28 protein-coding genes, 1 tRNA gene and 1 pseudogene are annotated in these 25,199 nt (G+C 67.4%); 20 read left to right on the forward strand and 10 right to left on the reverse strand.

Annotated elements, in window-relative coordinates:
- On the reverse strand, nt 1-1,271 hold a 1,271-nt coding region (serA, locus tag KBY78_RS04955), incomplete at its 3' end, for a phosphoglycerate dehydrogenase (RefSeq protein WP_255142651.1).
- Nucleotides 1,272-1,394: 123 nt separating this feature from the next.
- Between serA and KBY78_RS04960 the strand changes: the two genes are divergently transcribed.
- From KBY78_RS04960 to murD, 4 genes are all read left to right on the forward strand, one after another.
- Nucleotides 1,395-1,898 carry a hypothetical protein gene (locus KBY78_RS04960; RefSeq protein WP_198005160.1) on the forward strand — a complete coding sequence of 168 codons (504 nt, stop codon included), beginning with the start codon at nt 1,395-1,397 and terminating at the stop codon, nt 1,896-1,898.
- A complete protein-coding gene (locus tag KBY78_RS04965) occupies nt 1,895-2,689 on the forward strand; it encodes a photosystem II S4 domain protein (RefSeq protein ID WP_255142652.1) in 795 nt (264 codons plus the stop codon). Before KBY78_RS04960 ends, KBY78_RS04965 begins: the two co-directional genes overlap by 4 nt.
- Nucleotides 2,690-2,793: 104 nt before the next feature.
- Nucleotides 2,794-2,865: transfer RNA gene (locus KBY78_RS04970), tRNA-Val, on the forward strand.
- Between the two features lie 27 nt (nt 2,866-2,892).
- Nucleotides 2,893-4,284, forward strand: a complete 1,392-nt coding sequence (gene murD, locus KBY78_RS04975; protein ID WP_255142653.1) for a UDP-N-acetylmuramoyl-L-alanine--D-glutamate ligase — start codon at nt 2,893-2,895, stop codon at nt 4,282-4,284.
- A 25-nt stretch (nt 4,285-4,309) separates the two neighbouring features.
- Here murD and KBY78_RS04980 read toward each other — a convergent pair whose 3' ends face one another.
- Nucleotides 4,310-5,038: a hypothetical protein gene (locus tag KBY78_RS04980; protein ID WP_255142654.1), complete on the reverse strand. Its 729-nt coding sequence runs from the start codon at nt 5,036-5,038 to the stop codon at nt 4,310-4,312.
- Nucleotides 5,039-5,174: 136 nt separating this feature from the next.
- On the opposite strand from KBY78_RS04980, the gene KBY78_RS04985 reads away from it, so the two are divergent.
- Nucleotides 5,175-5,636 carry an EVE domain-containing protein gene (locus KBY78_RS04985; protein ID WP_255142655.1) on the forward strand — a complete coding sequence of 154 codons (462 nt, stop codon included), beginning with the start codon at nt 5,175-5,177 and terminating at the stop codon, nt 5,634-5,636.
- A complete protein-coding gene (locus KBY78_RS04990) occupies nt 5,633-6,454 on the forward strand; it encodes a hypothetical protein (protein WP_255142656.1) in 822 nt (273 codons plus the stop codon). The genes KBY78_RS04985 and KBY78_RS04990 overlap by 4 nt, the downstream gene beginning before the upstream one ends.
- On the opposite strand, the gene KBY78_RS04995 is transcribed toward KBY78_RS04990, so the two are convergent.
- From KBY78_RS04995 to KBY78_RS05005, 3 genes are all read right to left on the reverse strand, one after another.
- On the reverse strand, nt 6,400-6,714 hold the full coding sequence (locus KBY78_RS04995) for a DUF2811 domain-containing protein (RefSeq protein ID WP_255142657.1): 315 nt from the start codon (nt 6,712-6,714) through the stop codon (nt 6,400-6,402). The genes KBY78_RS04990 and KBY78_RS04995 overlap by 55 nt on opposite strands.
- A 361-nt stretch (nt 6,715-7,075) precedes the next feature.
- Nucleotides 7,076-7,453, reverse strand: a complete 378-nt coding sequence (locus KBY78_RS05000) for a DUF1818 family protein (protein ID WP_006171942.1) — start codon at nt 7,451-7,453, stop codon at nt 7,076-7,078.
- Nucleotides 7,454-7,456: 3 nt separating this feature from the next.
- Nucleotides 7,457-7,687, reverse strand: a complete 231-nt coding sequence (locus tag KBY78_RS05005) for a DNA-directed RNA polymerase subunit omega (RefSeq protein WP_006171943.1) — start codon at nt 7,685-7,687, stop codon at nt 7,457-7,459.
- 104 nt (nt 7,688-7,791) lie between these two features.
- Between KBY78_RS05005 and KBY78_RS05010 the strand changes: the two genes are divergently transcribed.
- From KBY78_RS05010 to KBY78_RS05020, 3 genes are all read left to right on the forward strand, one after another.
- Nucleotides 7,792-9,378, forward strand: a complete 1,587-nt coding sequence (locus KBY78_RS05010) for an Hsp70 family protein (RefSeq protein WP_255142659.1) — start codon at nt 7,792-7,794, stop codon at nt 9,376-9,378.
- A gap of 129 nt (nt 9,379-9,507) precedes the next feature.
- Complete coding sequence (locus KBY78_RS05015; RefSeq protein ID WP_255142660.1) at nt 9,508-10,338, forward strand: hypothetical protein; 831 nt, start codon at nt 9,508-9,510, stop codon at nt 10,336-10,338.
- A 69-nt stretch (nt 10,339-10,407) separates the two neighbouring features.
- On the forward strand, nt 10,408-10,629 hold the full coding sequence (locus KBY78_RS05020) for a ferredoxin-thioredoxin reductase variable chain (protein WP_006171946.1): 222 nt from the start codon (nt 10,408-10,410) through the stop codon (nt 10,627-10,629).
- Nucleotides 10,630-10,667: 38 nt separating this feature from the next.
- Here the strand turns inward: KBY78_RS05020 and pyrR are convergent, their stop codons facing one another.
- On the reverse strand, nt 10,668-11,225 hold the full coding sequence (gene pyrR / locus KBY78_RS05025) for a bifunctional pyr operon transcriptional regulator/uracil phosphoribosyltransferase PyrR (protein ID WP_255142661.1): 558 nt from the start codon (nt 11,223-11,225) through the stop codon (nt 10,668-10,670).
- 238 nt (nt 11,226-11,463) lie between these two features.
- On the opposite strand from pyrR, the gene gpmI reads away from it, so the two are divergent.
- The 3 genes from gpmI to msrB are packed head-to-tail and all read left to right on the forward strand — an operon-like array spanning nt 11,464 to nt 13,836.
- Entirely contained in the window at nt 11,464-13,038 is a 1,575-nt protein-coding gene (gene gpmI, locus KBY78_RS05030; protein ID WP_255142662.1) for a 2,3-bisphosphoglycerate-independent phosphoglycerate mutase, read from the forward strand.
- Between the two features lie 21 nt (nt 13,039-13,059).
- Nucleotides 13,060-13,290, forward strand: a complete 231-nt coding sequence (secG, locus tag KBY78_RS05035; protein ID WP_006171949.1) for a preprotein translocase subunit SecG — start codon at nt 13,060-13,062, stop codon at nt 13,288-13,290.
- 57 nt (nt 13,291-13,347) lie between these two features.
- Nucleotides 13,348-13,836 (forward strand): peptide-methionine (R)-S-oxide reductase MsrB, encoded by a 489-nt coding sequence (msrB, locus tag KBY78_RS05040; protein WP_399215344.1) that lies wholly within the window; start codon nt 13,348-13,350, stop codon nt 13,834-13,836.
- Nucleotides 13,837-13,961: 125 nt separating this feature from the next.
- Here the strand turns inward: msrB and groL are convergent.
- Together groL and groES are read right to left on the reverse strand one after the other, a co-directional pair.
- A pseudogene (groL, locus tag KBY78_RS05045) lies at nt 13,962-15,596 on the reverse strand (chaperonin GroEL).
- Nucleotides 15,597-15,694: 98 nt separating this feature from the next.
- Nucleotides 15,695-16,006, reverse strand: coding sequence for a co-chaperone GroES (groES, locus tag KBY78_RS05050; protein WP_006171952.1), 312 nt, complete (start codon nt 16,004-16,006; stop codon nt 15,695-15,697).
- A gap of 257 nt (nt 16,007-16,263) precedes the next feature.
- On the opposite strand from groES, the gene atpD reads away from it, so the two are divergent.
- Genes atpD through KBY78_RS05070 form a run of 4 tightly spaced genes read left to right on the forward strand, consistent with a single transcriptional unit; the run spans nt 16,264 to nt 20,015 of the window.
- Nucleotides 16,264-17,742, forward strand: a complete 1,479-nt coding sequence (gene atpD, locus KBY78_RS05055; RefSeq protein WP_255142663.1) for a F0F1 ATP synthase subunit beta — start codon at nt 16,264-16,266, stop codon at nt 17,740-17,742.
- Between the two features lie 38 nt (nt 17,743-17,780).
- Nucleotides 17,781-18,188, forward strand: coding sequence for an ATP synthase F1 subunit epsilon (gene atpC, locus KBY78_RS05060; RefSeq protein WP_255142664.1), 408 nt, complete (start codon nt 17,781-17,783; stop codon nt 18,186-18,188).
- A 16-nt stretch (nt 18,189-18,204) separates the two neighbouring features.
- Nucleotides 18,205-18,873 (forward strand): transaldolase family protein, encoded by a 669-nt coding sequence (locus KBY78_RS05065; RefSeq protein WP_255142665.1) that lies wholly within the window; start codon nt 18,205-18,207, stop codon nt 18,871-18,873.
- Nucleotides 18,870-20,015, forward strand: coding sequence for a rhomboid family intramembrane serine protease (locus tag KBY78_RS05070; protein WP_255142666.1), 1,146 nt, complete (start codon nt 18,870-18,872; stop codon nt 20,013-20,015). Before KBY78_RS05065 ends, KBY78_RS05070 begins: the two co-directional genes overlap by 4 nt.
- A gap of 34 nt (nt 20,016-20,049) precedes the next feature.
- Here KBY78_RS05070 and KBY78_RS05075 read toward each other — a convergent pair whose 3' ends face one another.
- Both KBY78_RS05075 and KBY78_RS05080 read right to left on the reverse strand, forming a co-directional pair.
- Entirely contained in the window at nt 20,050-20,253 is a 204-nt protein-coding gene (locus KBY78_RS05075) for a hypothetical protein (RefSeq protein WP_255142667.1), read from the reverse strand.
- 15 nt (nt 20,254-20,268) lie between these two features.
- Nucleotides 20,269-22,389 carry a transglycosylase domain-containing protein gene (locus tag KBY78_RS05080; protein ID WP_255142668.1) on the reverse strand — a complete coding sequence of 707 codons (2,121 nt, stop codon included), beginning with the start codon at nt 22,387-22,389 and terminating at the stop codon, nt 20,269-20,271.
- A gap of 16 nt (nt 22,390-22,405) precedes the next feature.
- On the opposite strand from KBY78_RS05080, the gene KBY78_RS05085 reads away from it, so the two are divergent.
- The 4 genes from KBY78_RS05085 to KBY78_RS05100 all read left to right on the forward strand — a co-directional run.
- Nucleotides 22,406-22,720 carry a hypothetical protein gene (locus tag KBY78_RS05085; protein WP_255142669.1) on the forward strand — a complete coding sequence of 105 codons (315 nt, stop codon included), beginning with the start codon at nt 22,406-22,408 and terminating at the stop codon, nt 22,718-22,720.
- Nucleotides 22,717-23,427 carry an FHA domain-containing protein gene (locus KBY78_RS05090; RefSeq protein ID WP_255142670.1) on the forward strand — a complete coding sequence of 237 codons (711 nt, stop codon included), beginning with the start codon at nt 22,717-22,719 and terminating at the stop codon, nt 23,425-23,427. Before KBY78_RS05085 ends, KBY78_RS05090 begins: the two co-directional genes overlap by 4 nt.
- 19 nt (nt 23,428-23,446) lie before the next feature.
- The gene (locus KBY78_RS05095) at nt 23,447-24,781 is read left to right on the forward strand and encodes a protein kinase domain-containing protein (protein ID WP_255142671.1); all 1,335 of its coding nucleotides are present in this window, start codon (nt 23,447-23,449) and stop codon (nt 24,779-24,781) included.
- Between the two features lie 23 nt (nt 24,782-24,804).
- The coding region (locus tag KBY78_RS05100; protein WP_399215349.1) for a VWA domain-containing protein at nt 24,805-25,199 on the forward strand (395 nt) is incomplete at its 3' end.

Raw genomic sequence — 25,199 nt, forward strand, 5'->3', positions numbered from 1 at the left:
CCGTTGCCGCCGCGGCAGGTGAGCTGAAGGGAGACGCCGGCGAAGTCGCGGCTGGCAGCGTCTTTGACCTCGAGCACGTGGATGCCACGACTGCGGGCTTCGATGCCGGCATTCACATAAAAGACGCGATCGCCGAAAGCGCTCGAGAGCAGGCCCATGAGAACGGCCACCACAAGCGGCTGCGAGGGATGGTGGGCGAATTCACCCTGGAGCCGCACTTCGAGGTCCTGGATCGAGCCTCCAGCCAGCTGGCTGAGCAGCAGCCCGAGCGTTTCGGCCAGCTGCAGGTGGGGCTTGAGCCGCTCCATCACCTCCGGGGTCAGGCCGGGGATGTTCACGGCACTGCGGGCGGGAAGCCCCAGCAGCACGTCGCGGATCTGCTCGGCCACATCGACCGACACATTCTCCTGGGCTTCTTCGGTGGAGGCGCCCAGGTGGGGCGTGAGGATCAAACGGTCGCCCACCTTGCGCAGCGGTGAGTCGACCTCCAGGGGTTCGTTGCCGTAGACATCGAGGGCGGCGCCGGCGATGGTGCCGGAGCTGACGGCCTCGGCCAGGGCCTTCTCATCGACGATGCCGCCCCGGGCACAGTTCACCAGCCGTGCCGTCGGCTTCATCGTGGCCAGCAGCTCCGCGTTCACCAGGTTCTCGGTGTCGGGGGTGCGAGGCAGGTGCAGGCTGATGAAATCAGCTTCGGCGAACAGGGGACCGATCGCCATCAGGCGCACCTGCAGCACCTGGGCGCGCTCGGCGGAGATGTAAGGGTCGTAGGCCAGCACCTCCATGCCCATGGCCTTGGCGACGCGGGCCACGTGGGAGCCGATCTTGCCAAGCCCCACCACGCCGAGCTTCTTCTTGTAGAGCTCGTTGCCGACGTACTTCTTGCGCTCCCAGCCTCCGGCCATGGTGCTGACGTGGGCCTGGGGCACATGCCTGGAGAGGGCCAGCATCATCGCCAGCGCATGTTCAGCGGCCGCGATCGTGTTGCCCTCCGGGGAGTTCACCACCAGCACACCCCGCTGGGTGGCGGCCTCCACATCGACGTTGTCGACGCCGACACCCGCGCGGCCGATGATCTTCAAACGGGTGGCGGCCTCGATGATGGCGGCGGTGACCTGGGTGCCGGAGCGGATCATCAGGGCGTCGTAGTCACCGATGATCTGCTGCAACTGCTCCGGGGGCAACCCGGTTCGCACATCCACCTGCGCCACCTGGGAGAGGATGTCGATTCCCGTCTGGTCGATGGGATCAGAAACCAGAACCTTTGTCATGACCCGGGACGGAGAGAGAGGGGGTCTGGAGAATTCCAGACTCTGCCGGGGGTGAAGTGTAGTGAGCGGTGGCCACGGCGCCCCCCGCCAACGCCGAGAATCGGGCCTTTGTGGCGCTCGGTCTTGGGACTGTCGGTGGTGGTGGTGATGAAGGACCGGCGCAAGCTGCAGCGGTTGCGCGATCAGCTCACTGAACTCAAGCCCGCCCCAAGGGTCTTGGTGGCCCTGGGGGAAGGAGAAAGCAGCATCGATTCCGTCGAGCTGCTCAACCCGGCCCTGGCCCGGCAGCGGCGACAGCGCAGCATGGTGCGCTGGCTGATGCCGTTCGGTTTCTTCGCCGGTCTGATGTTCACCTTCATCACCGACCTTCACACCTTTTCCTTCGCCGGGACCTACGGCGAACCCGTGATCGGCGGGATCCTCGGCATGGGCTCGGGCTGGATGGGCAGCTACGCCGCCGCCGCCAGCGTCCGCTCCGAGGCCGACGACCGCATCCGCAGCCTGCGCAACAGGCTTGAGGAAGGCAGCTGGCTGCTGCTGGTGGAGAGCAGCCCAGGGGAGGAGATTCCCTGGCTGCTGATTCAGCAGGCCGGCCCCCAGGCGGTGGTGCGCCTGGGCGAAGGATGAGCCGCACGCCCCCCGGCGGCGACCTGCTGCGCGGCAGCCGCGATCCAGCCGCCCTCGAGCCCTTGATCGTCCTGGCCGACCAGGCCCTGCGCGACTGGCAGCCCCACTGGTCGGGGTTCCTCTCTGCCGTGGCCTGGGAGGAGGCGATGGAGCGACTGGGCAGCCTCAGCGAGCTGCACCTGGAGGCCGAGGGCGGCAGGCCCCAGGCCGAACGCTGCCGGCTGCTGCTGCTGCGCCGCGATCTGGCTGCGGGATCAACCCCGCCGACGGCGCCCCTGGCCGGCCTGGAGGTCAGCGGCAACTTCCTCTTCGATCCAGCCGAGCCGGGCGATGTCCGCGCCGGCCTACTGGCGGCTGGCGCCCTCGACGGGGAGCTGGGTGATCTCTGGCTGCGTGGCGACCGGGGCGCCCAGGTGATCGTGGACCCCCAGCTGGCCGCCCGACTGGGGGGCACCACGGCCCGGGTGCGCAGCGTGGAGGTGAAGCTGGAGGCCAGGGGTCTCGATCAGCTGCAACCTCCCACCAGGCCCCAACCACGCCAGCTGGCCACCGTGGAAGCCTCCCTGCGCCTGGACGCGGTGGCCTCGGCCGGGTTCGGGCTCTCCCGCAGCCGCATGGCCGACCTGGTTCGCCGGGGGGCTGCCCGCGTGAACTGGCAGCCCGTGACCACCCCCAGCCGCGACCTCAAAACCGGGGATCGCATTCAGCTCGAGAACCGCGGCGAGCTGACGGTGCTCTCGATCCAACCCACCAAGCGTCAGCGCTGGCGCCTGGAACTTCAACGCCACTGAGTGACGGCAGGCCGACTGCTAGGTTGCCTGCTTCGATCTTGATGGCGCCGCTGAGGCTGCGTTGATCCAGGGTCGCACCGACGGGAATCTTTATTCCCGAACCCGGGCGATTAGCTCAGAGGTAGAGCACTACCTTGACACGGTAGGAGTCACTGGTTCGATTCCAGTATCGCCCACTGAATCCTCTGCCTTAGGAGTTCAGGATGCCCAGCACGTCACACCCACTGGCGGTGGTGATTGGTCTGGGACGTTCCGGCAGCGGTGCCGCCCGTCTGCTCAAGGCCAGCGGCCAGCGCGTGCTGGTGCTGGAGAGCCGCCGCAACCCCGAGCTGGAGCAGCAGGCCGAGGACCTGCGCGCGGGGGGAGTGGAGGTGGAGCTGGGGCAATCCCTGGCGTCCGAATCCTTCGCCCAGCTCCAGCCGGGGACCGACCGGGTGGTGGTGAGCCCAGGCATCCGCTGGGATCATCCGGTGCTGAAGGCCCTGAGGGAACGGGGCGTCCGGGTCTGCGGCGAGATGTCGGTGGCCTGGGAGGCCAGCAACGAGATCCCCTGGATCGGCATCACCGGCACCAACGGCAAGACCACCGTCACCCATCTGCTCAGTCACATCCTCAACCACGCCGGGCTCGACGCGCCGATGGTGGGCAATGTCGGGATTTCGGCCGCCGAGTTGCTGATCGAGCGCCGCGAGGCTGGAGCCACTCCTCCCGACTGGCTGGTGGTGGAGCTGAGCAGCTATCAGATCGAGTCGTCAGCGGAGCTGGCACCACGCCTGGGCCTCTGGACCACGCTCACACCCGACCATCTCGAGCGGCACGGAACGCTGGAGGCGTACCGGGCGATCAAGCGCAGCCTGCTGCAGAACTGCGGGGAGCAACTCCTCAACGCCGACGATGCCGATCTGCGCGCCCATGCCGGCAGCTGGGACCGAGCCACCTGGGTCACCGCCGGCCCCCGCCGGCTGCTGGGCGCCGGCCTGCAGCCCTTTCTCTGGATCGACGGCGGGATGGTGATGGCAGCCTCAGGCCCCCTCTTCTCTGCCGCCGCCCTGGCCCTGCCCGGGGCCCACAACCGTCAGAACATGGTGCTGGCTGCCGCCACCGCGCTCAAGCTGGGGCTGGAGCCCGCCGTGATCGAGGCCGCCCTGCGCAGCTTTCCCGGAGTGCCCCATCGGCTTGAGCAGATCCGCCTGCTGGATGGTGTGCGCTGGTTCAACGACAGCAAGGCCACCAACTACGACGCCGCCGAAGTGGGGATCACGGCTGTGGAGGGACCGATGGTGGTCCTGGCTGGAGGTGAGATCAAACAGGGCGACCCGGAGGCATGGCTCGAAGCCCTCGGGCGCCAGGCGGCGGCTGTGGTCCTGTTCGGCGCGGCAAGGGAAGCCTTCGCCGCCCTGCTGAGCGGCAGCGGCTATGCGGGCACGGTGGAGCTGGTGGAAGGCCAGGCTGAGGCGGTTCCCCTGGCCCGGGAGCTGGCCCGCCGCCTCGGCTGTCCCACGGTTCTGCTCTCGCCGGCCTGCGCCAGCTTTGATCAGTACAAGGATTTCGAGGCCCGGGGGGAGCATTTCCGCACCCTGGTGGCCGCCCTCTGAACAGCCTTGCTGATCCCCGCCTCGTTCACAGGAGCGCAGTGGAGGCCTCATCCGTCGGCGACGGCGGCCCTCCGATCTCCCAGGCGGCCAGGTACTGCTGGATGAAGATCGCCGCCAGGGGAACGGTCACCAGCAGGGGCAGCAGGCAGAACAGAGCAGAGATGGCGATCAGCAAAGCCGAAAGCAGCTCATAGCCCACCAGTCCCCAGCTGTGGGGGCTGGAGAAGAGATCGTTGAAGCAGGTCCGGAAGGCAGGCCAGATCGGTTCCTCGCTGGTGAACACCCGCCGCACGTAGATGGGGGTGAGCGCCATCACGATCAGGCCAGGAATCACGCAGAGCAGAATGCCGAGCCCGGCAGAGACGGAGACCAGCAGCCCCGCGAGTACGTAGCGGCGGGGGTTGGCGCGCAGCAGGGCCAGACCTTCCCGATAGCTCGGATGGTGGCCCGTGGCGAACCAGAGAGCCGGCAGAGCGGACAGGAGCACCCCGATCAGTCCCGCCACCACCTGATACAGGATCGAGAAGGGCAGGTTCAGCAGCGACGACACCAGCTGGGTCACGCTCTCGCGCAGATCAGCCGAGACACCGGCGGTCACCGCCACCGCGATCACGGTGATGAGCAGACTGACCGCCACCGAGACCAGCGCCAGGGCCAGCACCGTGAGCTGCAGGGCCAGGTAGGTGCGCCAGTGGACCACGAACAGGTTCCAGGCCGACTGAAGGGTGGGCTTGGGTGCAGAGGACAGGCCCATCACAATCGTCTCGCCAGGTTGTTCCTGGTGCTGTCTAGGGCAGGGGGAGCGCTCCGGCCAACCCAACCGACACAAACCCGCTCGATACAATCAAGATTCCCTGACCCACCAGCCCAGCAGGGCTCCCCAAGGCGAGATGGCTTACTGGTTGATGAAAAGTGAGCCGGATGTGTATGGCATCAGCCATCTCGAGCGCGAGGGCAACACCCTCTGGGATGGCATCCGCAATTACCAGGCGCGCAATTTCATGCGCAGCATGGCGATCGGTGATCAGGCCTTTTTCTACCACTCCAACACCAAGCTCCCTGGCATCATCGGCCTGATGGAGGTGATCGAAACGGGACTGATCGATCCCAGCCAGTTCGATCCGGCATCGAAGTACTTCGATGCGGCATCAACCCCAGAAGCGCCCCGCTGGGACTGCGTCCGACTGGCCTACCGGCGCACCTATCCCCAGCTGCTCAGCCTGGAGGAGCTGCGCAGCACCTTCGATGAGCAGGAGCTGCCTGTGGTGCGCCGGGGCAATCGCCTCTCGATCCTGCCGGTCCCCGAGGCCACGGCCCTGCGGCTGCTGAAGCTGCTGGATCCCAGCCGATGAACCCTGAGCCCCGAGGACGCGGGGCCCGGCTGGCGGATGGCATCCGGGAGGGCCTCGCTGCGATCCAGGCGGTGCGGGGCTGGCTGAGGCAGGGACGCAGGGCCTACCTGCGCGCCCCCTGGCTGTTCAGCGGTTTCACGCTGATCGGCGGCAGCGCCCAACTGCTGGGCCAGGCGGTGCAGAACCGGGCCAGTGATGCCCTGGCCGTTGGGGAGGAACCCGTGACGGTTTCGATCGGCCTGGTGCTGGCGGGGTTGGTGCTGAGCGTGGGGAGCCTTCTCTGGCTGAACGTGGGGCTGCTGCGGGGTGCCTGGATTGCCCTGGACGGGCGAACGCCCCAGCTGGCCGAGCTGGTCCGCTGGCAGACCGCCGCCATGGGCCGCCTGCTGGGGGCGCTGCTGCTGCTGCTGCTGCTGAACCTGCTGATCCTGGCCACGGCCGGGCTGGCGGCCGGGCTGGTGAGCCTGATCCACCCGCTGCTGGCTCTGGTGCCGCTGCTGATCGGCGGCACCCTGCTGGTGGCCCTGTTCGTGACGCAGATCTTTCACCTGCCGCTGGCCGTGGCCGGTGGCCTCTCCCCGGTGGCCACCTTCCGCCATGGGCGGATCCTGGTGCCATCCCATGGCTGGGAGCTGCTGGCCCTGAGCCTCAGCCTGGTCCTGATTGTGCTGCTCCCCCTGGGACTGGCCCTGCTGATCGCCTGGCCCCTGGCTGCGGGGCTGCTGGTGACCTGGCCCCTGGCCCTGTGCAGCCTGACCGCCGGCTACCAGGGGATCGTTGACGCCGAACACCGGGGAAGCCTGGGCGGCGCCGTCTGATCAGGTCTCCCTTCTGCCGCCCGCTGGAACATGTTGGCCACGTAGCAACGGGTGACGGCCCGGCTTTGGACACCGTTCTGCACAAGAAAGCCCGCCAGAGCCGCCTGGATCAGGCGGTACTGGTCCCAGTTGGGGTGGGCATCGATGAACTGAGCCATCGAGGTGAGCAGGGCCTCGGGGACATCAGCCCGGAAGCTCACCACACCGGTGTCGGGCTCAGCCTGGGAGACCTGGGCGGCCGCAGTGGTGGAAGCGGTCATGACCGGGGCGATGTCCATAGACGGATTGAGCTGGTGATGTCATCCACTTCTCCACAACGCCGGGGCCGCGTCAAATCGGTGACCCAGCCGGGCGGACGCTCCTTCCAACCCTGAGACTGGCTGCGGCGCAGGAGCACGGCCCGCCTGCAGCTCCGGCGGGGGATGGCCTTGAAGCCGAACAAGGGCCCTGTCAAGGGGAGAGCTCACCAACGCCGAGTTCTCCCCAGATGTGTGCCGCCAGCGGGATCGCCGAGCCTGAACCTGTGGAAAAGCTGTGCAAAAGACTGGCGTGACGGAGCCGTGACTGGGGAGGAGCCTGTCAATCAGCAGTGCTGATCGCTCCGCAATCCCGCGGCCTGTCTCACAGGGGCAAGGGCTCCAGAGCCCGCGCCAGCTCAAGACCAGCTCCCGGCGCCCAGGCGCCCTCCCATCCCCTCAGCCCCGGAGCAGGGATCAGGATGCAACGCAGGTGCCAGTGGCCCGGTTCGCCATCAAGGCCCAGCCACCAGCCGCCGCTCTCCAGCTCGAGGCTGATCATTTCCTCGTTCATCAGCTGATCGGCGATGGCGCCGAGTTGCTCCAGCAGCCTGAGGAGGCCGGAACGCAGGCTGCTGCCTTCGGCCGCAGTGAGCTCAACCGCCCAGTCGGCTCCGCCGATGAGCAACGGAAAGGAGGCCTTGGACGGATCCCAGACCAGCCTCCAACCCTCTGCTTCGGCGCTGTACCCGCTGGGGGTCAAGGATCAGCCGGGCAGCAGATCGGGCTGGTCCTGCTCGTCGCTGAGCTCGACGATCGCCCGCTGCACGGGCTTCACCATCGAGTCTTCAAGCAGGCCATCAAAATCATCGAAGCGGCGCTGCTTGGCGCGAAAGGCGATACGAACCGTGGTGAGGTAACGATTGGTCGACTGACCGATCAGACTTTCAGCCCGCTGGGCCAGCTCCTTGGGATGAACAGTCGGACCGGTATACATCGAAACGAACCCATTTCCACCACCTTAGTTCAGCCCCCGCCTGGGCCCCGGCCCCTTCAGACAAGCTGCGCCTCATCAGGTCCCTTCGCCACTGCCCCCCATCCATGGCCGTGACCGGCACCCTGGCGATCGACCTGGGCAGCAGCACCACGGTGCTGGCCTTTCAACCCAGCGCGGGCGGACCGCCGGAGCTGATCGCCATTCCGCCCTTCAGCAGCGACGATCCCTGTGTGGTCCCCAGCCTGATCTGGCTCGCCAGCCCCCAGAGCGATCAGCCCCTGATCGGCCGCCAGGTACTCGATGCGGGCCTGGCCGCTGCCGGCGGCGAAGGCCTCTGCCACGACTTCAAACGCAGGATCGGAGCCCTCGCAGGCCAACCCGACCCGGCTGCGGCGACTGCCACAGGCTCCAGCGGCGAACCGCTCACGCCAGAGCAGGCCGGCAGCCTGCTGATCACCCGGTTGTGGCAGGCCTTGCCCACGGGAGTGCTGCCCACCCGCCTGGTGCTCGCCGCCCCGATCGAGGGGTATCGGGGATACCGCCAGTGGCTGCAGCAGCTCAGCAGCCAGATTCCCGTGGAGGAGGTGGCCCTGGTGGATGAACCCACCGCGGCCGCCATCGGGGCGGGCTTGCCGGCGGGCAGCCGGGTGCTGGTGGTGGATCTGGGCGGCGGCACGATCGACCTCTCGCTCGTGGCCCTCCAGGGGGGTGAGGGACGGGCGGCACCGATTGCCCAGTTGCTGCGCTTCGGCGGCCGGGAGCTCGATGGGGGACGCCAGGCCCTGCGCTGCGCGGAGGTGATCGGCAAGGCAGGTGCCGCCCTCGGGGGCCGCGACATCGACCGCTGGATCGCCGCGAGCCTCGCCCCGGACCTGGGGGCTGACCCAGGCCTGCTGGAGATCAGCGAGCGGCTCAAGTGCGGCCTGAGCGAGGCCGAGGAGGTGACAGGCATCTGGAGCTCGGCGGGAGCCGGCAGCCGCGCCCTGCGTCTTGATCGAACTCAGCTTGACCGGCTGCTGCGCGAACGGGGGCTGCTGCAGTTGCTCGACGACCTGCTGGAACGGGTGCTGGCGGCGGCGCGGGCGAAAGGACTGGACCGCGAGCAGATCGATGCGGTGCTGCCGGTGGGGGGCACCAGCCGTCTGCCCAGCATCCGCCACTGGCTGGCTGAGCGCTGCGGCTCCATCCCCCTGCGCGACCAGCGGCCGGTGGAAGCGGTGGCCCTCGGGGCCCTTGCCCTCACGCCGGGGGTGCGGCTCAAGGACGTGCTGGCCCGGGGTGTGTCACTGCGCTGCTGGGATCAGCGCGGCGGGGAACACCGCTGGTATCCCCTCTTTCTCGCCGGCCAGAGCTGGCCCACCGACCAGCCCCTGGAAATGGTGCTCAGCTGCAGCCGCGATGGGCAGAGCAGCCTGGAACTGGTGCTCGGTGAGCCGATCGAGGAGGAACGCAGCGAGGTGGTCTTCATCGACGGCCTTCCCCAGGTGCGGCAGCGGCCCGCTGGTGAAGCCCGAACTGAGCCCTGGAGCGTTCAGCCGCCCCCTGTGATCCTCGACCCTCCCGGCAGCTGCGGGATCGACCGGCTGCGGCTCCGCTTCAGCATCAATGCCGAGGGGCAATTGCTGCTCGAAAGTGAAGATCTGCTCGTCGGCACCCTGCGAGCCCCCAGGGTGCTTGGTCCAGTGCGCTGATGGTTCAGCCGGTGCAACGGGGACAATGCTGCCGGTCCAGCAGCAGTGGACGACGCGGCGGCTGCCCCCTTTCCGTGCTTCCAGGCCCCCTCTGTTCATAGAACAGACAAACAGAATTGACTGTTCCTCTTGGCCATCCGCCGCCACAGGCTTCCGCGCTTCTGGCTGGCTCTCACCCTCGGCCTGGTGGCTGCCGCGGTTGGAGGTGCCTGGTGGTGGGAATCCCAGTTGCCGCGCCGGCTGGAGCGGGCCGCGAACGAGGGGCGCTTCGATGACTGCATCCGCTACAGCGACCAGCTGGCCTCCCTGCGCTGGTTGAGCGGGCGAGCACCGGCGGAGCAGGGCCGCTGCCGCAGGTCCAAGGCTGAACAGCTCTGGCGGCAGCAGAAGCCGGAGGAGGCCCTCAAGCTGCAACTGCTGCTGGCCAATTCAGTCGCGGGCACCGAGGCCGACCGGCAGCAGCTGCTGGCCTGGCAGCAGGACCTCAAGAACCGGGCCCTCTCCCGTTTCCAGCAGGGAGACCTGGAAGGGGCCCTCGCGCTGCTCAAGCCGATGGGAGAGCATCACCGGCCCGACGGCTCCGCCCTCGGCGACAACCTGCGTGAGTTCTGGTCGCGCAACCAGCTGCAACAGCAGCGGGCCCTGAAACTCGTGGCTGAGAAGCGCTGGTGGGAAGCCCTCGATGCCCTCAACCGGATCGACCACCCCTGGTGGACCACGGCCACGGCGCCCCTGCGCGAGCAGGTGGATCAGGCCATCGTCGGGCTCAAGAGCAAGGAACAGGAGCACCACAGCCACGGTGATCAGCCGATCGACAGCGTCCCCATCGCCAGCCTCGATGCTGCCGTCCAACGCCAGCTGGCCACGGGCGTCGACGAGTGGACCGCCTTCACCAAGGCCTGCGCTGAACTGGGCGGACGGGTGGTGGAGTCGGGTCCGGAGACCACCTGCCGACGCTGAAGGCCCCCAGCGCCACCCTCAGCCCTGAGGCCCATGACAGGATTGGTCCTTCCACAGGGTCCCCTGCGCATGAAGCCCGGAGAACAGGTCAAGGTCAGCCAGAGCGTGGTCGTCTACACCCACCCGGAGCACCGCGGCAAGGCCTTTGATCTTCTGGGACAGCAGGGTGAAGTGCTGCAGGTCCTCGACGACTGGAAGGGCAAGCCGATCAGCCCAACCCTGCCGGTGATCGTGGCGTTCGGTCGCTTCCGTGCCCACTTCCGCCCCGATGAACTTGAAGCCGTGGGCTGAGAGGCCAGGCCAGGAACGCTGGTGCTGGGGAACCCAGCTCAATCGGCGCGGATCAGGAACACACCGTCTTCCCCGTCGGTCTGACGGAGGCAGAGCTCGATCGATTCGTGGCGGCTGGTAGGCACCAGGCGGCCACAGAAATCGGGCTGAATCGGCAGTTCCCGGTGGCCACGGTCGACCATCACCAGCAGCCGCACCAGATCGGGACGCCCCCAGGTGTGCAGGGCATCGAGCGCCGCCCGCACCGTGCGTCCGGTGAAGATCACGTCATCCACCAGCACAAGCTGGCGCCCTTCGATGTCGGAGGGCAGGTGGGTGGCTTCCACCAGGCGGGTGCCGACCCGCTCCAGGTCATCACGGTGGAAGGTTGGATCAAGACTGCCCTGGTCGATCGGGTGACCACAGAGCTCCTCAAGTTGCTGGGCCAGCACCCGGGCCAGGGCGACCCCACGGGTCGGGATGCCCAGCAGGAGCAACTGGCGGCTGTCGACAACTCCCTCGAGCACCTGGGAGGCAAGGCGGCGCACCGTACGGGCGAGATCGTCGGCCGAGAGGATCTCGACCCGCCGTTGATCGGGTGACGGCGCCGTGGACATGTTCACAAGGAACCGAAATGGGTGGCTCCATCGTATGAAGCCGGGAATGTTCCCAAAAGCTGACGGCCCCAGACTGCGGCCTGGTTCAACGACCTTCAGGAGTAAGTTGATCAGGGAAGACGCTTGAACGACCATTCGGGAAGTCAGGGTGAGCGCAATTTCCACCTCCGGATCTCCAACCCTTTCTTCCGGCCGGGAGTCAGCTTCGGGTCTTGGTCATGATGGCTCAATCGCTCCCGTGGTCCTGGCCATTCTTGATGGCTGGGGATTTCGGGAGGAAGCCCGCCACAACGCGGTCCAGGGGGCCAGCACCCCGGTGATGGATGCCCTCTGGGAGGTGTATCCCCACACCCTGATCCAGGCGAGCGGCGGAGATGTGGGGCTTCCTGACGGGCAGATGGGCAACTCCGAAGTGGGCCATCTCACGATCGGCTCCGGCCGGATCATCCGCCAGGAGCTGGTGCGGATCGGCAAGGCCGTGCGCGACGGCAGCCTGGCAGCCAATCCAGCTCTCAACGAGCTGGCCGACCGGCTGCTCCGCGACGGAGGCACCCTGCATCTGCTCGGGCTCGGCTCCGATGGCGGCGTGCACAGCCACATCGATCATCTCGGTGGCCTGCTGCAATGGGCCGCCTCCCGCGGCCTCAGCGACGTCTGCATCCATGTGATCACCGACGGCCGTGACACGCCACCCCAGAGCGCCATCCCCTACCTGGAGTGCATCGAAGCCCAGGTGGAAGCGGCCGGGGTTGGGCGGATCAGCACCATCTGCGGCCGTTACTGGGCCATGGACCGGGACAACCGCTGGGAGCGCACCGAGAAGGCCTACCGCCTGCTGAGCGAGGACGGCGAGATCACCTCTCTCTCCTTCCAGGAGGCGATCCATGCGGCCTACGCCGAAGGCATCAACGACGAATTCCTCGAACCCCTGCGCCTCGCCCCGGGCTCGCTCAAGCCCGGCGACGGGTTGATCTGCTTCAACTTCAGGCCCGATCGGGTTCGCCAGCTGATCCGCTCCCTGGTGCTCGACGACTTCGATCAGTTCGAGCGCAAGCGCATCAGCCCCCTGCATGTGGTCACCTTCACCCAGTACGAGCTGGGGCTGCCCGTGGCGGTGGCGTTCCCACCCGAATCCCTTGATGGGCTGCTTGGCCAGGTGGTCTCCGCCCACGGCCTGCGCCAGCTGCGCACCGCCGAAACCGAGAAGTATCCCCACGTCACTTACTTCCTCAACGGCGGCATCGAGCAGCCCTTTCCCGGCGAGGATCGCCATCTCGTTCCATCCCCGCGCGTCGCCACCTACGACCAGGCACCAGCCATGGCGGCCGACCAACTCACAGACAACTGCATCGCCTTTCTCAACAAGGGGGTGTATTCCCTGGTGGTGATCAATTACGCCAACCCCGACATGGTGGGCCACACCGGCCGGATGGACGCCACCCAGCAGGCGATCACCACCGTGGACCACTGCGTCGGCCGCCTGGTGGAAGCCACCAACCGTCTGGGCGGCACAGTGCTGATCACCGCAGACCATGGCAATGCCGAGCTGATGGAAGGGGAGGATGGTCGCCCGTGGACCGCTCACACCACCAACCCGGTGCCGGTGATCCTGGTGGAAGGTGAAAAGCGCAAGATCGGGGGCCACGGGGCCGCTCCCCAGCTGCGCCAGGGCGGCGGTCTGGCCGATATCGCCCCCACCCTGCTGCAGATCCTGGGACTGCCCCAGCCGTCGAGCATGACGGGCAGCTCCCTGGTGGAGCCACTGGATCTGGCGAGCCCCAAAGCCGCCTTTGCCGAAGCCCTTCAGGTCTGAGCGGTTCGTTAGGTTGTAAGGATGCTTACCACCGTTCTCTCCTGGATCTGGTCTGCCGTCGGCTTGCTGCTGATCGGCAGCGTGCTCCTGCACAGCCCCAAGGGGGATGGCATGGGCGGGCTGGCCAGCAGCGGCGGTTCAATGTTCAGCAGCGCCAGGAGCGCTGAAGATACCCTCAACCGCATCAGCTGGACCCTGCTGGGGCTGTTTCTCGGCCTGGCTGTCGTGCTCAGCGCCGGCTGGTTGCGCTGAGCTTGCCGCTTCAGGCCAGGCTTCCAGTTGGCGTCCCCTTCGTCTCCGTTCCTTCCTGTGGATCCGATCAAACGCCGCGGACTGCTCGCCTCCTTCGCCGTTCTGCTTGGCTCGCTCTGGGGTGGTGCCAAGGCCGAGGCGGCCTCGAAGGCCGCTGATCCCAGCTGGCAGCTGAGTGACAGTGAATGGCGCAAGCGTCTGAGCCCGGCCGCCTACGACGTGCTGCGGCGCGAAGGAACCGAACGACCGTTCACCAGCCCCCTCAACAACGAGAAGCGCAAGGGCACATTCCTGTGCGCTGGCTGCCGCCTGCCCCTGTTCAGCTCCTCGGCGAAATTCGACAGCGGCACCGGCTGGCCCAGTTTCTTTCAGCCCCTCCCCGAAGCCGTCGCCACCAAAACCGACTTCAAACTGCTGGTGCCCCGCACCGAGTACCACTGCAGCCGTTGCGGTGGTCACCAGGGCCACGTCTTCAATGACGGCCCCAGGCCCACAGGCAAGCGCTACTGCAACAACGGCGTGGCCCTGGAGTTCAAGGCCGGCTGAAGCCCAGGCACCAGGCCTGATCAGCAGAAACACTCGGATCAGCATGAAAAAGGAGGGAGGCCATGCCCCCCTCCCGCTGAATGGACCCTGATGGCGGAGCGTTGTGAGCGCTCCGCCGGCGAGGATCAGTAGTCGAAGTCGCCGCCCATGCCGCCGCCACCGGCGGGAGCTGCTTCCTTCTTCTCGGGCATGTCGGCCACGATGCACTCGGGGGTGAGCACCATGCCGGCGATCGAGGCGGCATTCTGCAGCCCCGAACGGGTCACCCTGGCGGGGGCGACGATGCCGGCGGCCAGCATGTCGACATACTCGCCGGTGGCAGCGTTGTAGCCCTCGTTGAAGGGCATGCCCTTGACATGCTCAGCCACGACGGCGCCGTTGACGCCGGCGTTCTCAGCGATGCGCTTCAGCGGAGCGGTGAGGGCGGAGGCCACGATGGTGGCGCCGATCAGCTCCTCGCCTGTGAGGTTGGCGGCCGCCCACTCTTCCAGGGCCGGCGCCAGGTGGGCGAGGGTGGTGCCACCACCAGGAACGATGCCTTCCTCAACAGCCGCCTTGGTGGCGTTGATGGCATCTTCCAGGCGCAGCTTCTTGTCCTTCATCTCGGTCTCGGTGGCGGCACCCACCTTGACCACGGCCACACCGCCGCTCAGCTTGGCCAGACGCTCCTGCAGCTTCTCCTTGTCGTAGGAGGAGTCGGTTTCGTCCATCTGCTTGCGAATCTGCTCGCAGCGGGCCTTCACCGCCGCCTCGTTGCCTTCGGCCACGATGGTGGTGGTGTCCTTGTTGATGGTGATGCGGCGGGCGGTGCCCAGCATCTCCAGTTTGGTGTTCTCCAGCTTGAGGCCGGCGTCCTCAGTGATCAGCTGACCGTTGGTGAGAACGGCGATGTCCTCGAGCATGGCCTAGCGGCGGTCACCGAAGCCGGGAGCCTTGACGGCCGCCACGTTGAGCACGCCGCGCAGGCGGTTCACCACCAGGGTGGCGAGGGCTTCCTTCTCGATGTCCTCGGCGATGATCAGCAGGGGCTTCCCGGTGCGGGCAATCTGCTCGAGCACGGGCACCAGATCCTGCACCAGACCGATCTTCTTGTCGGTGAGCAGGATGTAGGGCTCCTCGAGCACCGCTTCCATCCGCTCGGTGTCGGTGGCGAAGTAAGGCGAGATGTAGCCCTTGTCGAAGCGCATGCCCTCGGTGACCTCCAGCTCGGTGGTCATCGACTTCCCTTCTTCCAGGGAGATCACGCCTTCCTTGCCGACCTTGTCCATCGCGTCAGCGATCATCCGGCCCACTTCTTCGTCGTTGCCGGCGGAGATGGTGCCCACCTGGGCGATGGCGTTGGAGTCGGAGATCGGCTTGGCGTGCTCCTCGATCTTCTTGACGAGGAAGTCGGAGGCCTTGTCGATGCCCTTCTTCAGGGTGATGGCATTGGCGCCGGCAGCCACGTTGCGCAGTCCAGCCTTGACCATGGCATGAGCCAGGACGGTGGCGGTGGTGGTGCCATCACCAGCGGCGTCGTTGGTCTTGGAGGCGGCCTGACGGATCAGGGCAACGCCAGTGTTCTCGATGTGGTCCTCGAGTTCGATCTCCTTGGCGATCGTGACGCCGTCGTTGATGATCTGGGGAGCGCCGAACTTCTTCTCGAGCACCACGTTGCGGCCTTTGGGGCCGAGGGTGACGGCAACGGCCTCAGCCAGGATGTCGATGCCTTTTTCGAGGGCCCTGCGGGCGTTCTCGTTGTAAATGATGCGCTTGGCCATGGAGAAATGATCTCTTTTCTAAGGGAACGAAAATGAAGCGAAGGGCAAGCAAGCGGCCGAGTTGCGGATGGCCTGACTTCCCCGATCAGCAGCGGTGATCAGTTGACGATGGCGAGGATGTCTTTCTCCGAGAGGAGAACGAACTCGTTGCCGCCGAGCTTGATGTCGGTGCCGGCGTACTTGCTGTAGAGGACCTTGTCGCCCACGCTCACTTCAGGAGCCTGGCGGGTCCCGTCGTCACTGCGCTTGCCGGGGCCGACCTGCACCACCTCACCCACCTGGGGCTTTTCCTGGGCGGTGTCGGGCAGGAGGATGCCGCCAGCAGTTTTTTCGTCCGAATCGGACACCTTGATGAACACGCGGTCTCCAAGGGGTTTAACCGTGGAAACGCTCAGAGAAACAGCAGCCATGGATCCATGCAAAAGCGACAAAGTGACGCCTGCGGCGCCACGACAACGGGGAGTTGGCACTCGGGCCCGTCGACTGCCAACCTAGGCGGAGCCCTTGCGGGGCGACAATCCGATCCATGTGCGGGTCACCGAACAGCCGCCACCGGTTGCCAGCAGCCCTGCGGCGGCGCGGTCCACGGGTAGAGCGGCTGACTGGAGTGGTAAGGTTGCGCCGCTTAAGGCGGGGGGCACCCGCTGCGCGAACCTTTTCTTGACCTATGGCTGCTGCACCCGCAACCTCCGGCGCCTCCACCGGCACCAAGGGCATTGTCCGCCAGGTGATCGGTCCTGTACTGGACGTTGAATTTCCTGCAGGCAAGCTTCCCAGGATTTTCAACGCCCTGCGCATCGAAGGCCGGAACTCAGCCGGACAGCACGTAGCTCTCACTGCCGAAGTGCAGCAACTGCTGGGTGATCACCGGGTCCGCGCCGTCTCGATGAGCACCACCGACGGTCTGGTCCGCGGCATGGAAGCCCTCGACACCGGCGCTCCCATCTCCGTGCCCGTAGGTGAAGCAACGCTTGGCCGCATTCTTAACGTGCTCGGGGAGCCGGTCGACGAACGCGATGCCGTCACGACCAATCTCACCGCCTCGATTCACCGCGATCCACCCAAGCTCACCGAGCTGGAAACCAAGCCCAAGGTCTTCGAAACCGGCATCAAGGTGATCGACCTGCTGGCCCCTTACCGCCAGGGCGGCAAGGTCGGCCTGTTCGGTGGCGCCGGCGTCGGCAAGACCGTACTGATCCAGGAACTGATCAACAACATCGCCAAGGAGCACGGCGGTGTGTCGGTCTTCGGTGGGGTGGGTGAGCGCACCCGCGAAGGCAACGATCTCTACGAGGAATTCAAGGAGTCCGGAGTGATCAACTCGGAGGACCTCAGCAAGTCGAAGGTGGCGCTCTGCTACGGGCAGATGAACGAGCCCCCCGGCGCCCGCATGCGGGTGGGCCTCTCGGCGCTCACCATGGCCGAGCATTTCCGCGACGTGAACAAGCAGGACGTGCTGCTGTTCATCGACAACATCTTCCGCTTCGTGCAGGCCGGCTCCGAAGTGAGTGCCCTCCTGGGCCGCATGCCCTCCGCCGTGGGCTACCAGCCCACTCTCGGCACCGACGTGGGGGAACTGCAGGAGCGCATCACCTCAACCCTGGAGGGCTCAATCACCTCGATTCAGGCCGTCTACGTGCCTGCCGACGACCTCACCGACCCGGCTCCTGCCACCACCTTCGCCCACCTCGACGCGACCACGGTGCTCAGCCGTGGCCTGGCCTCCAAGGGCATCTACCCCGCCGTGGATCCCCTCGATTCCACCAGCACCATGCTCCAGCCCTCGGTGGTGGGTGATGAGCACTACCGCACGGCCCGGGCCGTGCAGAGCACCCTTCAGCGCTACAAGGAGCTGCAGGACATCATCGCGATTCTCGGCCTCGACGAGCTCTCCGAAGACGACCGCCGCACGGTGGACCGGGCCCGGAAAATCGAGAAGTTCCTCTCCCAGCCCTTCTTCGTGGCCGAGATCTTCACCGGACAGCCGGGCGAATACGTGAAGCTGGAGGAAACCATCAAGGGCTTCAACATGATCCTTGCTGGCGAGCTCGACGATCTCCCCGAGCAGGCCTTCTATCTGGTGGGCACGATCGACCAGGTCAAGGCGAAGGCTCAGAAAATTGCCTCCGAAGCCAAGAAGGGCTGAGTTTCACCATCCCATCCGCTTCCTGAGCACTCGCCCCCATGACTCTCAACCTGCGTGTTCTGGCCCCCGACCAGAGTGTCTTTGACGGCACTGCCGATGAGGTGATCCTGCCCAGCACCTCCGGTCAGGTGGGCATCCTCACCGGCCACGTCTCCATGCTCACGGCTCTTGATGTAGGCGTGATGCGCCTCCGGTCCGGCAAGGACTGGACCAGCATCGCCCTGATGGGTGGCTTTGCCGAAGTCGAGGCCAATGAGGTCACCGTTCTGGTCAACGGCGCCGAGCTCGGCTCGCGCATCGATGCCGGCAAGGCCGAGCGAGAGTTGGAGGTCGCCGAGCAGATGGCAGCTGGCTTTGAAGGTCAGCCCCCCAGTACCGAGAAGGTGAAGGCCCAGCAGGACCTGGCGCGTTCCCGCGCGAGGCTCCAGGCCACCCGCGCCAACTGAGGCCGCGGGGCTCTCCATGAGCCTGCGTTTCTTCCTCGACTCGGCTGATCCTCTCGTTTGGGAGGAATTGATGCCCAGTGGTTTGTTCCACGGCATCACCACCAACCCCACGCTGCTGCGGCAGGCCGGCCAGGTCTGCCGCATTTTTGAATTGCGATCCCTCAGCCAACGGGCCCTCGATCTCGGCTGCCAGGAGCTGCACCTGCAGGCCTGGGGACGTGAGCCTGAGGCGCTGTTGGATTGCGCCCTGGGCCTCGCTGAGCTGGCCCCTGGGAGGATCACCATCAAGGTCCCGCTCACCAGGGTCGGCACTGTTGCGGGCGTGAAGCTGATCGCCCAGGGCATCCCGCTCACCTTCACCGCCTGCTACGAGGCACCCCAGGTACTGGTGGCCGCAGCCCTCGGCGCTCGCTACATCGCCCCCTACCTGGGCCGCATCCAGGATCAGGGCCGGGATGGCCACCAGGAGCTGATCACGATGCAGCAGTGCGTTGACCGCAGCGGCTCGAGCCTGCGGCTGCTGGTGGCCAGCCTGCGGGCCACCAGCGACCTCAGCCGCCTGGCGGCGGCAGGGATGACCACCTTCACCCTCTCCCCACAGCTGACGGTGGCCCTGTTCAACTGCGAGGCCAGCGAAGCCGCCGCGGCACGGTTCGACGCCGACGCCACCCTGGTGGAGCGGTGAGGGGCAAGGGACGGGAGCTCGGCCTGCAGCTGCGGGCCTGGCAGGAGGCCGGCAACCCGGGACTTAGCAACGGCAGGGCCATCGCCAACCGGCTGGTCGATCTGCTCGGGGCCGAGGAGCGCCTCAAGGGGCCCGTGCGCGACCTGGCGGACCAGCCCTTACTGCTGCGGGCCCTCCAGGAGAGCGGGGCCGGCCGCAGCACCTCCGTACAGCTCCTGGCCGAGCAGCTGGGGAGCACCTACGCCCCGGCGGTGCTGGACGAACTGCTCGATCTGCTGGAGGCCGCCACGGGTGTGGCGGTCTCCAGGCCTCAGGGCCCTGGGGCCAATGCTGAGACAGGCGCTCCGGCAGCACCGGTCACCCCTGACGCTCTGCGGCCGCCAGGGCAGTCGCTGTGGCACTCGCTGCAAGCCATGGGCCCGGGCCTGGCCCTGGCGGCGGGCGCTGCTCTGGTGCTGCGCTGGCTCAGCGGCGAACTCGACCACTGGCTGTTCAAGTCGTGGAACTGGCAGGGCTGGCTTGTGCTGGCGCTCGCCCTGGCGCTGCTTCAGGCCCTCAGCCTCGGCCCCCTGAAGCGGGCGCGGCGCCAGTGGCCCCTGGAGCAGGCCGATGCCACCGAGCCCCGCCAGGCCTGGCGCTGGATCACTGCCCCATGGATTCATCACAACCATCTCGAAGCGGTCGTGAACGTGGCGCTGCTGCTGCTGATCCTGCGGGCTCCCTCACCGCTGCCGCTGCCCGATGTGGTGCTGCGCTATGTGCTCACCAGCCTGGCCACCACAGCTCTGGCCCTGCTGCTGGCGGAGCGGCGCACCATGGAACGCCGCTGGGATGGAGCCGCCGGGGCGGTGAGCGCCCTGATCGGCCTGGCGGCTGCCTCGAGCCTGCTGCGCTGGCGTGCCCTGTCCTTCAGCCTGGGTCCGATCGACATTCCCACCTGGGTGCTGCTGCTGGTGTATGGCGCCCTGCAGCTGGGCTGGCAGCTGCCCCGCCAGAGCGAGGACGACAACAGTCGTCCTCTCGACCGCTTGCTGAGCAGCCAGTGGTGGTGGGGCCTGGTGCTCGGGGTGGCCTGGGCGGTGTTCAACCGGTTGGAGACGCTGCTGCAGCTGGTTCTGAAGTCGAGGGGAGCTGGGGGCTGAGCGGGCTGATCAGGCACGGCTCCAGGGGCTGGCCTCAGGTCTGGCGCCCCGCCCCGATCGCGGCCATGTACCTCCCCCAGAGCTCGGCCACCAGGGCACCGCTGGCCGCCTGCGCCGGCCGGTTGTCGTCGTTGCCCATCCAGATGGCGGTGAGGATCTCCAGCGCCGGGGAGTAGCCGATGAAGAGCACATCCACGCCGTTGTCGGTGGTGCCGGTCTTGCCTCGGGCATCGGCCACCGCCGCAGCGGCCCGTCACGTGCCTCTGTGCACCAGCCCCGCCAGCAGCTCGTCCAGCGCCGCGGCATCTTCCTCACGCAGCGGCAGACGCGGCTGCTCACCGATGGGGGTCGTCACCCCCCGCTCCGGGCAGGAGGCGAGGCTGTAGATCGAGCGGCAGATGCCCAGGTCGTAGATCTTGCTCACACCATGCATCGGTACGCTGCGCCCCCCGTTGGCCACCACCGCGTAGGCCCGGGCCATCTCGTAGAGCAGGGTTTCGCGGCCGCCGAGCATGGTGTTGAAGTCGGCGTCGAGAGGGGTGCTGATCCCCAGCTGGCGGGCCTTGCGCACCACCTGTTTCAGGCCCGCGCTCTCCGCCAGGCGCAGGGCCACCACGTTCTCGGAATCAGCGAAGCCCCTGGCCACGCTGATGCTGCCTCCGGCGGCGCCATGGCGACAGCCCGCCACGTAGGCCAGGGGGGCGCAGGAGATGGGCTGCTCAAGGCTGGTGCCTGCCTCGAGTGCCGCCAGATAGGGGAAGAGCTTGAAGGTGGAGCCGGGCTGGCGCATGGCCTGAACCCGGTCGAAACTGGAGCGGGAGTAATCGCCGCCGCCGACATAGGCCAGAATCTTGCCGCTGCGGAAATCAAGGGAGATCAGGGCCCCCTGGGTGAGCCCTACCCGCGCGGCCGGCCCCTCCAGGAAGCGCTGCAACTGCTGCTGGGCGAGCTGCTGCAGCTTCGGATCGATCGTGCTCACCACGTAGTAATTGCCGCCTGAAGCCTTCTCCGAGAGGTTGAGGCCGAAACGGGTGCCCTCCAGCTCTCCGAGCACGTAGTCGCTGAAGAAGGGATAGCTGGAGAAGCTGGACTCGCGGCAGGCCGAGGGATCGATGTTCAGGGGCCGCCGCTGGGCATCGATCAGCTGCTGATCACGCAGGTACCCCTGCTCATGCATGAGCTTGAGCACCAGATCGCGGCGCTCGCGGCCGGCGGTGGGATCCTTGGTATTGCAGGGGCTGTAGCCATTGGGGCTGGGCAGCAGGCCCACCAGGAAGGCCGCCTGACCAACATCCAGATCACTGGCCGACTTGCGGAAGTAGAGCCTGGAAGCCTGCTCGAAGCCATCGGTGCCGAGGCCCAGATGGGCCCGGTCGAGATACATCTTGAGGATCTGGTTCTTGCTGTAGCCCACCTCCAGCTGCAGGGCCACCCACAACTCCCGCAGCTTGCGGCTGAGGCTGTAGTCGGTGCCCACTTCTGGGTAGTAAATGCGGGCCACCTGCTGGGTGAGACCACTGCCACCGCCGCTGCCCAGCAGAACCGAGCGCAGGGTGCCGAACAGGTCGATGCCGCTGTTCCAGCCGAAGCGCGCCTCCTCAGAGGCCAGCAGCGCCTGACGCAGATGCAGGGGATAAGCCTGCAGGGAAGGCAGAGCGGTGGCGGAGCCCTCCCTGGCGTCGATCTGCTGCCCCGAGGCCGAGACGATCTTCACGGGGCCTGAGATCAGGCGAATGCGCGAGCCGCCACCAACGGAGGAGGCCAGCAGCAGTCCCCCCACCAGCAGCCCCGACCCCAGCAGGCTGCCCAGGCCCAGCAGGTGCAGCGCCTGCTCCAACGGGCTGCGGGGGTGCAGATAACGCAGGCGCGGAGCCGAGCCCTTGAGCGGCGAACCCAGCTGCACCTGATCGCCGTGGCGCAGGCGAATGGCGCGGATGCGGCGGTCGCGGTGGAAGAGCCCGTTGGCGGAGTTGAAGTCTTCGAGGGCGAAATCGCGCTCTCGGGGGCGCGGCTTCTCCAGAATCGCGTGCACGCGGCTGAGGCTCCCCGCCTCGATCGGCAACTCACAGGCTGGATCCCGGCCGATGCGGTAGCGGCCCTCACCCAGCACGGTGCGGCTGACCCGCCGCTGCCCCAGCCAAAGCTCCGCCACGGCCTGGCGCTCCAGCAGCTGGCCCCAGGCCGAGCGGATGGCGGCGGGTCGCCCATCGGGGCCGCCACGGCTCCAGGCGGTCAGAAAACGCCGCCAGGTCCCTCGACGACCACCGGCCAGCGGCGGCTCAGTGCTGCTTTCAGTGCTGGGCACAGTGCTGGACTCATTGCTGGAGCCCGAGACCTGCTCACAGGCACTCTCAGGAGCGGAGCGCTCGACCATGCGGGGATGAACAGGCGTGCCCGGAGATACGCTACGCGCAGCGATCTCCCGCCCCGTGCTGCGCCAGCGCGATCCCTGGGAGCCCTTCAGGCTCTGGCTGGCCATCACGATCGGGCTCTATGCGATCCGGGCCAGCTTTGCCGCCACCTGGGTGGGGGCCATCCCGGGCTGGGTTCTGCTTGTCATGGTGCTGGTGGCCCTGCTGCTGGCCAGCAAGGCCCTGCTCTTTCCCGGCAGGGTCACCCCGCAGCGCACGGGCGATGGCGGCTGGTGGAGCGACCTCCAGGACGACTGGCACCTTTGGTGGCGCCGCCGCCGCGGAAACCCATGACCCCGTCACCAGCCCAGCTGCGGTTGCGGGATCAGCCGGGCAAGGTGGCCCGGCTGGATCCGGCCCGGCCCCTGACCATCGGGCGTGAGCGCAACAACCGCCTCTGCATGCCCGAGCAGGCCGGGGTCTCGCCCCATCACGCCGTTGTTCGCCACTCCAGCAGCCATCAGAGCTGGGTGGTGTGCGACTGGCAGAGCGCCGACGGCACCTTTCTGCAGGGGGACCGCCTCCGGCAATGCAGGCCCCTGGCCGATGGCGATGAGATCCGGCTGGGACTCAGCGGTCCGGTGCTGATCTTCGAACTCACCGCTCCGGTCCCCGCTGCCAAGCCACTGGTCCGGGCGGCTGCAGCGCCCCAGCCCGTGGCGCCGGTGGTGAGCCACCTCGACATCGGCGGCCAGCAGATCGCCCTGGATCAGATCCGATCGGCCACCGTGCAGAGCCTGCCCCGCCATCCCCACATCTTCAGCTGGTGGCTGCTGCTTTGCCTGGGCGGACTGCTGCTGCTGCCGTTCCCGGTCCTGTTCTGGCCCCTTGAAGTGGTGGCCCTGGCCGGCTGGATCCTGCTGGGCTCCCGCAAGGAGCACACCCTCACCGTGGTGCTGCGTGATGGCCGCGCCCAGCGCCGCAGCTTCGCCAACCGGCTCACGGCCCTCTCCCGCCGCATCGGGATCCGCAAGGCCATCGGCCAGAGTCTGGAAGCCTGAGACCCCAAGCCAGCCCTCCGTGACCTGGATCCTGCCGGAAGGCGCCAGCCTTGATCTGGAGGGGATCTCCAGCCCGCTGCGGGTGATTCGCGGGCTCGGGGGCGGCACCCAGGGCCAGGTGTTCGAGGTGGAGGTGACCGGCGAGCGGCTGGCCCTGAAGTGGTACCTGCCGGCGTGCATCGCCCGCGATCCCCACCTGAAACGGCGCCTGGGCGAGAGCATCCGCGCCACGGCCCCCAGCGAGGCCTTCCTCTGGCCCCTGGCGCTGGTGAAGCCAGTCCCTGGTGCCTTGCCGTTGCTTCGCCTCGGCGAACCGGGTTTCGGCTATCTGATGGAGCTGCGCCCGCCGGGGTTCGTGGGGGCCCATGAGCACGTGGGCGGCCACCTGGCCATCGGCCTGCTCCAGGTGCTGCGGGCCAGCTTTTTCCTGGCTGAGGCCTTCCATGCCCTGCACCTCAAGGGCCTCTGTTACAAAGACATCTCCCTGGGCAACCTGTTCCTCGAGCCCTCCAGCGGCCGCATCCTGATCTGCGACAACGACAACGTGGATGTGGATGGGCGGGATCTGGGCAGTGTGCTCGGCACTCCGGGGTTCATGGCGCCGGAGATCCTGATGGGCCAGGCCCGGCCAGGCGCCAACAGCGACCTCTTCTCGCTGGCGGTGTTGATCTTCCGCCTGCTCACGCGCCACGACCCGCTGCGGGGCCGCCGGGAACTGGCGATCCGCTGCCTGGATGAGCCCGCCCGGCGCCGGCTCTACGGCGAAGACCCGCTGTTCATCTTCGATCCGGCCGATCCGAGCAACCGTCCCGATCCGATCGAGCACGCGGCGGCCCTGATCACCTGGCCGATCTATCCCGAGCCGATCAAGCAGCTGTTCGAGCAGACCTTCTGCGCCGGCCTGCACGCCCCTCAACGCCGGGCGCTCACCGGCCAATGGATGACGGCCCTGGCCGCGGCCCTCGACCAGCGTCAGCTCTGCGGCCACTGCGGCCAGGAAACGTTCCCAGCCCCCGGCGACCCAGCCCCCTTGTGCTGGAGCTGCGGCAGCCCCCTGCCGCCACCCACCAGGCTGCGGCTGCCCCACGGCCAGGTAACGGCGGCGGCCGGAAACGAGCTGCATCCGCATCACTTCGACCGCCTGCTGCCCCTGCGGCTGGATCAGCCGCTGGCCCGGGTGGAGGCCCATCCCAGCGATGGCGCCCTGCTGGGGCTGCGCAACCTCAGCGGCCTGGCCTGGCAGGCCGAGCTCAGGGCCGGCAACCGGGTGGCGGTGGAGCCTGGACAAGCCTGTAATCTCGCGCCACTGGTGCGGCTGACCACACCGGCCGGAGCGGTCGAGCTGCCCTCCTGAGCCTCCTCTCACGCCCAGATCCGATGCCCTTCCCCAACGTCAGGCTCGCCAACCGGCCACTGCATTTCATCTACATCTGCGATTGCTCCGGCTCGATGGCGGCCCAGGGCAAGATTCAGGCCCTCAACCAGGCGATTCGTCAGTCGTTGCCGGGGATGGCCGAGGTGGCCCGCCAGAACCCCGAGGCGCGGGTGCTGGTGCGGGCCGTGAGTTTCGCCGACCGGGCCGCCTGGCACCTGGAGAAACCCACGGAGGTGCACCAGCTGCAGTGGCTGGATCTGCAGGCCGGCGGCATCACGGCCATGGGCGAAGCGCTGGAGCTGGTGGCGGCGGTGCTGCAGTCGCCGCCGATGGAGGAGCGGGCGCTGCCGCCGGTGCTGGTGCTGATCTCCGACGGCCAGCCCACCGACGACTTCGA

Source organism: Synechococcus sp. EJ6-Ellesmere, assembly GCF_024345875.1.
GTDB lineage: Bacteria > Cyanobacteriota > Cyanobacteriia > PCC-6307 > Cyanobiaceae > Regnicoccus_A > Regnicoccus_A antarcticus.

What these genes read in the sequence shown, in the direction of transcription:
- KBY78_RS04965 (WP_255142652.1), top strand. Translation starts at nt 1,895, where the DNA reads ATGAGCCGCACGCCCCCCGGCGGCGACCTGCTGCGCGGCAGCCGCGAT.
- murD (WP_255142653.1), top strand. Translation starts at nt 2,893, where the DNA reads ATGCCCAGCACGTCACACCCACTGGCGGTGGTGATTGGTCTGGGACGT.
- KBY78_RS04980 (WP_255142654.1), bottom strand. Translation starts at nt 5,038, where the DNA reads ATGGGCCTGTCCTCTGCACCCAAGCCCACCCTTCAGTCGGCCTGGAAC.
- KBY78_RS04985 (WP_255142655.1), top strand. Translation starts at nt 5,175, where the DNA reads ATGGCTTACTGGTTGATGAAAAGTGAGCCGGATGTGTATGGCATCAGC.
- KBY78_RS04990 (WP_255142656.1), top strand. Translation starts at nt 5,633, where the DNA reads ATGAACCCTGAGCCCCGAGGACGCGGGGCCCGGCTGGCGGATGGCATC.
- KBY78_RS04995 (WP_255142657.1), bottom strand. Translation starts at nt 6,714, where the DNA reads ATGACCGCTTCCACCACTGCGGCCGCCCAGGTCTCCCAGGCTGAGCCC.
- KBY78_RS05005 (WP_006171943.1), bottom strand. Translation starts at nt 7,687, where the DNA reads ATGTATACCGGTCCGACTGTTCATCCCAAGGAGCTGGCCCAGCGGGCT.
- KBY78_RS05010 (WP_255142659.1), top strand. Translation starts at nt 7,792, where the DNA reads ATGGCCGTGACCGGCACCCTGGCGATCGACCTGGGCAGCAGCACCACG.
- KBY78_RS05020 (WP_006171946.1), top strand. Translation starts at nt 10,408, where the DNA reads ATGAAGCCCGGAGAACAGGTCAAGGTCAGCCAGAGCGTGGTCGTCTAC.
- pyrR (WP_255142661.1), bottom strand. Translation starts at nt 11,225, where the DNA reads ATGTCCACGGCGCCGTCACCCGATCAACGGCGGGTCGAGATCCTCTCG.
- secG (WP_006171949.1), top strand. Translation starts at nt 13,060, where the DNA reads ATGCTTACCACCGTTCTCTCCTGGATCTGGTCTGCCGTCGGCTTGCTG.
- groES (WP_006171952.1), bottom strand. Translation starts at nt 16,006, where the DNA reads ATGGCTGCTGTTTCTCTGAGCGTTTCCACGGTTAAACCCCTTGGAGAC.
- atpD (WP_255142663.1), top strand. Translation starts at nt 16,264, where the DNA reads ATGGCTGCTGCACCCGCAACCTCCGGCGCCTCCACCGGCACCAAGGGC.
- atpC (WP_255142664.1), top strand. Translation starts at nt 17,781, where the DNA reads ATGACTCTCAACCTGCGTGTTCTGGCCCCCGACCAGAGTGTCTTTGAC.
- KBY78_RS05065 (WP_255142665.1), top strand. Translation starts at nt 18,205, where the DNA reads ATGAGCCTGCGTTTCTTCCTCGACTCGGCTGATCCTCTCGTTTGGGAG.
- KBY78_RS05080 (WP_255142668.1), bottom strand. Translation starts at nt 22,389, where the DNA reads ATGGTCGAGCGCTCCGCTCCTGAGAGTGCCTGTGAGCAGGTCTCGGGC.
- KBY78_RS05090 (WP_255142670.1), top strand. Translation starts at nt 22,717, where the DNA reads ATGACCCCGTCACCAGCCCAGCTGCGGTTGCGGGATCAGCCGGGCAAG.